Source organism: Azotosporobacter soli, assembly GCF_030542965.1.
Lineage (GTDB): Bacteria > Bacillota > Negativicutes > SG130 > SG130 > Azotosporobacter > Azotosporobacter soli.
This window is the reverse complement of record NZ_JAUAOA010000005.1, coordinates 172,661-178,937: the sequence shown is the minus strand read 5'-3', so window position 1 is coordinate 178,937 and position 6,277 is coordinate 172,661. Positions and strand designations below refer to the sequence as shown.

The 6,277-nt window shown below is 48.9% G+C and carries 6 protein-coding genes and 1 riboswitch; of the genes, 3 read left to right on the top strand and 3 right to left on the bottom strand.

Annotated features, from left to right (window positions below):
- Positions 1–41: 41 nt before the first annotated feature.
- The 3 genes from tnpA to QTL79_RS07340 all read right to left on the bottom strand — a co-directional run bounded on the left by tnpA (position 42) and on the right by QTL79_RS07340 (position 3,485).
- Positions 42–512 carry an IS200/IS605 family transposase gene (gene tnpA, locus QTL79_RS07350; RefSeq protein ID WP_346353254.1) on the bottom strand — a complete coding sequence of 157 codons (471 nt, stop codon included), beginning with the start codon at positions 510–512 and terminating at the stop codon, positions 42–44.
- Between the two features lie 178 nt (positions 513–690).
- On the bottom strand, positions 691–2,868 hold the full coding sequence (ldhH, locus tag QTL79_RS07345) for an L-lactate dehydrogenase (quinone) large subunit LdhH (RefSeq protein ID WP_346354305.1): 2,178 nt from the start codon (positions 2,866–2,868) through the stop codon (positions 691–693).
- 2 nt (positions 2,869–2,870) lie between these two features.
- A complete protein-coding gene (locus tag QTL79_RS07340; protein WP_346354304.1) occupies positions 2,871–3,485 on the bottom strand; it encodes a LutC/YkgG family protein in 615 nt (204 codons plus the stop codon).
- Positions 3,486–3,691: 206 nt separating this feature from the next.
- A riboswitch (cobalamin riboswitch) is annotated at positions 3,692–3,864 on the top strand.
- A 101-nt stretch (positions 3,865–3,965) separates the two neighbouring features.
- Here QTL79_RS07340 and cbiD point away from each other — a divergent pair.
- Genes cbiD through cbiT form a run of 3 tightly spaced genes read left to right on the top strand, consistent with a single transcriptional unit; the run spans position 3,966 to position 6,270 of the window.
- A complete protein-coding gene (cbiD, locus tag QTL79_RS07335) occupies positions 3,966–5,072 on the top strand; it encodes a cobalt-precorrin-5B (C(1))-methyltransferase CbiD (protein WP_346354303.1) in 1,107 nt (368 codons plus the stop codon).
- Positions 5,057–5,686: a precorrin-6y C5,15-methyltransferase (decarboxylating) subunit CbiE gene (gene cbiE / locus QTL79_RS07330; RefSeq protein ID WP_346354302.1), complete on the top strand. Its 630-nt coding sequence runs from the start codon at positions 5,057–5,059 to the stop codon at positions 5,684–5,686. Before cbiD ends, cbiE begins: the two co-directional genes overlap by 16 nt.
- Positions 5,683–6,270, top strand: coding sequence for a precorrin-6Y C5,15-methyltransferase (decarboxylating) subunit CbiT (gene cbiT, locus QTL79_RS07325; protein ID WP_346354301.1), 588 nt, complete (start codon positions 5,683–5,685; stop codon positions 6,268–6,270). The genes cbiE and cbiT overlap by 4 nt, the downstream gene beginning before the upstream one ends.
- Positions 6,271–6,277: the final 7 nt, after the last annotated feature.

Sequence of the window (6,277 nt, the reverse complement as noted above, 5' to 3'; positions counted from 1 at the left end):
CGCCAACCGCATAGCCTTTTCAGTCTACCCCTAAAGGGGTCTTATTTCGACTTTTTTGCTGGCTCACCCGTGAACGGGTCAACTAGCTCTTTCAAAGTAAGTTGCTCGGCGATCACATCGTCTTTTAACTGATTTTTGATATACTCTTCAATTGCTTTTTTATTTCGACCTACTGTATCTACATAGTATCCTTTACACCAAAACTGTCGATTGCCATATCGATATTTCAAGTTCGCATGCCTATCAAATATCATTAATGAACTCTTTCCTTTTAGATACCCCACAAAACTTGACACGCTTATTTTCGGCGGTATGCTTACCAACATGTGAACGTGATCCGGGCAAGCACTTGCTTCTATAATTTCAACACCTTTATGTTCGCATAGCTTTCTCAGTATAACTCCGATATCACTTTTTATTTTCCCATATATGATTTGTCTTCTGTATTTCGGTGCGAAAACTATATGGTATTTGCATTTCCATTTTGTGTGTGCTAAACTGCTGTTATCCATTTTGGATACTCCTCCTTTGTTAGTTTATGCGGTCGGCAAACCTGCATTTATTCTAGCAAAGGAGGCTTTTCTTTTCTACTTATAGCTATAAGCTTTCCGGAACCACACGCCTAGAGCGTGGTTTTCTTTATACAAAAAGGGCGCTTGAGAGAAAATCTCTCAAGCGCCCTTTTTATTGTTATTTGTTGTCAGGCAAACCTTCCGCTAATATTTCGGCAACGTGTTTGATCTTGATGGATGGTGCCTGTTTGTCGAGACCGCCTTGGATCTGCATGAGGCAGGCGGGGCAGCCGACGGCGACGACTTCGGCGCCGCTTGCTTTGATCGCTTCAATCTTTTGTTTGAGAATCGGCATTGACAGTTCTGTGTATTTCACGCCGAACGCGCCAGCCATGCCGCAGCATTTATCGCAATTGTGCATTTCAACCAGTTCATAGCCTTTGGCGGAATCCAACAGTTGGCGAGGTTCTTCGTAAATGCCAAGGCCGCGTTTCATATGACAGGAATCATGGTAGGTCACCTTGGTGCCGCCCGTTGTCTTGGTCAGACGCTTTTGCGCTGCATATTGTTCAGCGACAAAGCTGGTGAATTCCCGCATTTTATGACCGATTGCCTTAGCGCGCTGACTCCAGGCGGGATCGTCTTCGAAGAGTTCGACATAGGTCTGATGCCATGTTTCTGCGCAAGTTGGGCAAGCGGAGAGAATCACATCGGCATTGGCTGCTTCGAATACTTCGATGTTTTTACGGGCGATTTTTTTGGCAGTATCGCGGTCGCCCATACCGAGAACAGGCTTGCCACAGCAGTTTTGTCCTTCGGGGAAGACTACATCCATGTTTAAGTCTTGTAAGACTTTAAATGCGGATTCGCCGATTTCCGGGAAAATGAAATCAATGTTGCAACCGGCGAAGAAAGCGACGCGCTTGACGGGCTTAGCCGGAGTGCGTTTAATTTTGCCGATCCGGTCACGCAGCGGCGTGTCAGCAACCGCAGGCAGGCTGCGATCTTTAGCCAAACCGGCTAAAAAGAGAGGCAGATGGCGGATGAATTTTCCTTCCTTGACCGGTTTTTGTCCGATCGCAGCCAGACGGAGCAAGGTGTGGAAGACGGTACGGTTCGAGAGGACGTTTTCAAATACCAATTTGGCTCCGAGCGGCAGTCCTTTGTCATCGACGTTGCGTGAACGCAGTTCTTCAATCAGGCCAGGAATATCGATCTTACCCGGACAAATTTCAACGCATTTGCGGCAACCAATGCACAGTTCATTTATCTTGTCGAAATCTTCCATAGTGTGCAGGAAGGCAGTCAATATGGCACCGATCCCGCCCGCATAAATGTGACCGTACACATGACCGCCGACCATGGTGTAGATCGGACAAACGTTGAGACAGGAAGCGCAACGGACGCATTGATAAATTTGCTGGAATTTCTTATCGTGTGCAGCATTTAAGCGGCCATTATCAAATAAAATCACATGCAGTTCTTTTTCTTTTTCGACCCACTGACCATCTTCTTTTACCATGTAGGGCGTAGGGCCGGAAACCATTGTCATATAGCTGGTCATTAACTGGCCGGTTGCGTTACGCGGCAGCGTCCGCAGAATCGGAGCCGCGTCGCGAATGTTCGGAATCAGTTTTTCATAACCGATGATGACGACGTGAATCGGCGGAAGGGTCGTTGCCAAGCGCGCATTGCCTTCGTTGGTGACAAGACCGATGGCGCCGTTTTCCGCGATGCCGAAATTGGCGCCGGAAATGCCCATGTCGGCCAAGACAAACTCTTGACGCAGCTGCTGTCTGGCTGCTTGAACCATATAAGCGATATCGGTTGGAATATCGCGATGCATTTCTTTAGAGAAATATTCGGCGATTTGTTCTTTATTCAAATGGATAGCCGGCATAACCATATGGGAAGGACGCTGGCCGGCTAAGGAGAGAATCCATTCGCCAAGGTCGGTTTCCTTTACATGCAAGCCTGCTTCTTCGAGCGAATGATTAAGATGGATTTCTTCGGTGGCCATAGATTTTGATTTTACGATGCGCTTTACGCCGCGCGCCTTGCAAAGGTCGATAAGGTATTGTTTAAGGTCGTCGCCGTTCTTGGCGCGGAAAACTTTGCCGCCGCGCTTAACAACGGAAGCCTCAAATTGATCGGCAACGGCTTCGATGTTGAGAACGGTATTGTGTTTCATGTTTTTAACCTGTTCGCGCAATGCGTCAACGTCAGGCACATTTTCATACGCTTTAGCACGGGCGGTCGGGTAGGCTTCAGCAAAACGACCCAGTGCGCCGCGCAGGACTTTATCATCTAATTTTTCAGCGATTTCATTACGAATGTTGCGATTGTTCGTTTCCATGCTTATTCGACACCTCCGGCGATTTCTTCTTCAATAGCAATGATGACGAAGCGACAAGGGCCATGGCAGCCGATTGTTAATACCCGCTCGATATCGGCGGTACGGCTGGGGCCGGTAATGAAGCTTAAATAACCGCGATCGAAGACATGGGAGAAAAGGTCGAAGGCATCTTGGATTCCTGCAACAACACGATTGGCCGGCAGAAACGCAATGTGTAACGGCGGCAGCATGGAGACAACGCGGCTTTCATAGGCCATGCCGTCCATGCAGACGCTGCCGCTTTCGGCGATGGCGAATTCGACAGTCGAAATGCCGCAGTCAGATTGTTCCGCATGTTCGGCGATTTCAGCGGCGCTGGTGTAGAGCGTGAAGCCTTTTTGTGCAAGATAGGGCAGCAGATTGGCTGCTTGTTGCAAGGGGCTGTCTACAGCGACAATGTTTTTGACATTGGCTGCAGTCAAAATGGATTCGACAACAGCGCTGGCCTCGGCGACCGTTTTGACTCGGTGGACTTCAGCGGAAGCCAATTGGGCCTTCTTTTCAAATTCCGGGAATAAATGAATGCCAAAGGGAACGTTGTTTAAAGCAGTTCTCCAGTTCTCACACACTTTTTTCATTTGTAGTTGTCACTCCCTGCGTTGTTATATCGTATTGGCTTTATTATGACAAAAACCTACAAAATATTCAACAAAAAACGCCAAAAAAATACAAAATAATCCTACAAATCTTTTTTCATCGTCCTACAAAGGGGGCGCGGCGATAAAAATTTGCCGAATGGCAGGAGTTTTTAAAAAGAGCGGGAATATAAATATTTTGTAACTGTATATAGAATATGGGAATAGGTGCTTTATGCTGAAAAGGGAAGTCCGGTGCAAAACCGGCGCGGTCCCGCCACTGTAATGGGGAGCAGATCTAATGAAAGCCACTGGGAAACTGGGAAGGCATAGATTTGTGAAGAACCAGAGTCAGGAGACCTGCCTGTTCCAACACACACCGTTTGACCTACGGATGATGGGCAGGTGGGTGGAATAAATTATCGCTGTTTCATTATAGTCATGATTTATTGTGCCCCCCTTGCTGCAAGGGGGGCTTTTTGTTTGAAAGAAAAATTGCGCTCGGGCATTACAACGGGTACATGTGCGACGGCCGCGGCGCAAGCTGCGATTTTAGCTGTTTTGGCGCAAACGCCGGAAGCTGTTTGTGTCCGGCTGCCACGCGGCGAAGATAAGATCGTGGCGCTTGAATATGCAACGCGAATTACGGAAAACACTGCTACTGCAGGCGTTCGAAAAGATGCCGGTGATGATCCGGATATCACAAATGGAATACTTGTTGTTGCTGATGTTGAGCTGACGCAAGCGGTAGAGATTCGTCTGCTTGGCGGTGAAGGGGTCGGCGTGGTGACGAAACCAGGGTTATCGATTCTAGTCGGTGAAGCGGCTATTAATCCAGTGCCGCGCCGAATGATTGAAGAGGGCGTTCGGAGCATCATCGGGCCAGCGCGTGGCGCGGTCATCCGCATTTCGATTCCCGGCGGCGAAAAGTTGGCGCGACGTACGTTGAATCCAAGTTTAGGCATCGAAGGCGGATTATCGGTCATTGGTACGACTGGAATTGTTGAACCGATGTCAGAAGAAGCGTTCAAAGATTCGTTGACGCCTCAGATTGACGTAGCGTTGGCGCAAGGGTTTGAAAGTTTGGTCTTCGTCCCGGGGAAAATCGGGGAAAATATTGCCGTTGACCAATATGGACTACCCAAGGAAGCTGTTTTGCAGACCAGCAATTTTATCGGCCATATGCTGACGGCAGCTGAAGATAAGGGCGTGAAGAGGGTTCTCCTGTTCGGGCATCCGGGGAAGCTCGTTAAAGTAGCTGGAGGGATTTTTCATACGCATAACCGCATGGCCGATGGTCGGATGGAAATAATAGCCGCTTACGCTGCATTGCAGCAGGCTGGTGTCGAGATAATCGAAGAAATTCTTGCCTGCACGACGACGGAAGCGGCGACCGATATTTTACGTCGACAAGGTTTGAACGAGGCAGTGTATGCGGCGCTTGCCAAACAGGCTAGCAATCGTGCACAGCGCTATGTGTTTGGCGGCTTGGAAATCGGAACGGTCATTGTGAGTATGCAAGGGGAGATATTGGGTATGGATGAGTGTGCAAAAGCGATTGGAGGAACTTTGCAGTGGAACATAAGATAATCGTTGTAGGCATTGGACCAGGGCATCCGGATTATCTGATTCCTCGTGCCGCAGCTGCGATTAGGGAGGCTTCCTATTTGGTCGGCAGCCAACGGGCGCTCGATACTTTTGCGGGGCCTGATGCAACGCTTCGCCGAATCGATGGCGATTTGGACAGCCTCTTTACGGACATCGCAACTGCGTTAAAAAACAGCGACGTTGTGGTGATGGTATCCGGCGATCCGGGGTTTTATAGTTTACAACCTGCACTCAAGGCGCGATTTGGTGCAGAATATGAGCTGAAAGTCATTCCTGGTCTGAGTTCGATCCAAATCGCGTTTGCACATCATGGACTTGTCTGGCAGGATGCGGAGTTACTCAGTGTGCATGGTCGTGAGCTGGCTTTGGAAAAATGGCAGTATCGTTCAGGAAGGAAAGTTGCCTTTCTAACCGACGCGACGATGCATGCGGCGGCGATTGCCGAACATTTGCTTGCGATGCAATGGCCAACAGACGCCGAAGTTTTTCTCGGACGGAACCTTTCTTATGAACACGAAGAGAAAAAATGCTGCATTTTGCAGGAGGCGACAAAGATGGAGGGGTGGCAGCATTGTGTGATGATTGTAATCGGATGATAAGACCAGTTCTTGGCATCAGGGATGAAGAATTTCTGCGCGGCGACATTCCGATGACGAAGCAGGAAATTCGGATTTTGCTGCTAGCCAAGGCGGCGATTCAAAGCGGTGATATCATAATTGATATTGGCGCCGGGACGGGATCTATTTCGGTCGAAGCGGCGCGTCAGAGTGGTGTTGGAGAGGTTTATGCAATTGAAAGAGAAGCGGAAGGCATTGAATTGATTCGGCGCAATCGCGAAAAATTTTCCGTTGCAAACCTTCGGGAGATCGAAGGGGCCGCACCGGGGGCGATGACAGATTTGCCGGAGGCAGACGTGATTTTCATCGGCGGCAGCGGCGGCAATTTGCCTGCGATACTCAAACGGGCTGACGAATTGTTAAAACCGGGAGGGCGTTTAGTGCTCAGTGCAGTCACATTAGAAACAGTTGCAATGGGAACAGCCTTTTTCCGCGAACAAAGCTCGCGTTACCAAAGCGAAGCCTTTTCGGTCCAGGTAACACGTTTGAAACCAATCAAAACGATTCATATGTTTCAAGCGCTTAACCCGATTTATATTATGACTGGGATAAAAAACAGCTAATTGGTGG

What these genes read in the sequence shown, in the direction of transcription:
- tnpA (WP_346353254.1), bottom strand. Translation starts at nt 512, where the DNA reads ATGGATAACAGCAGTTTAGCACACACAAAATGGAAATGCAAATACCAT.
- ldhH (WP_346354305.1), bottom strand. Translation starts at nt 2,868, where the DNA reads ATGGAAACGAACAATCGCAACATTCGTAATGAAATCGCTGAAAAATTA.
- QTL79_RS07340 (WP_346354304.1), bottom strand. Translation starts at nt 3,485, where the DNA reads ATGAAAAAAGTGTGTGAGAACTGGAGAACTGCTTTAAACAACGTTCCC.
- cbiT (WP_346354301.1), top strand. Translation starts at nt 5,683, where the DNA reads ATGATAAGACCAGTTCTTGGCATCAGGGATGAAGAATTTCTGCGCGGC.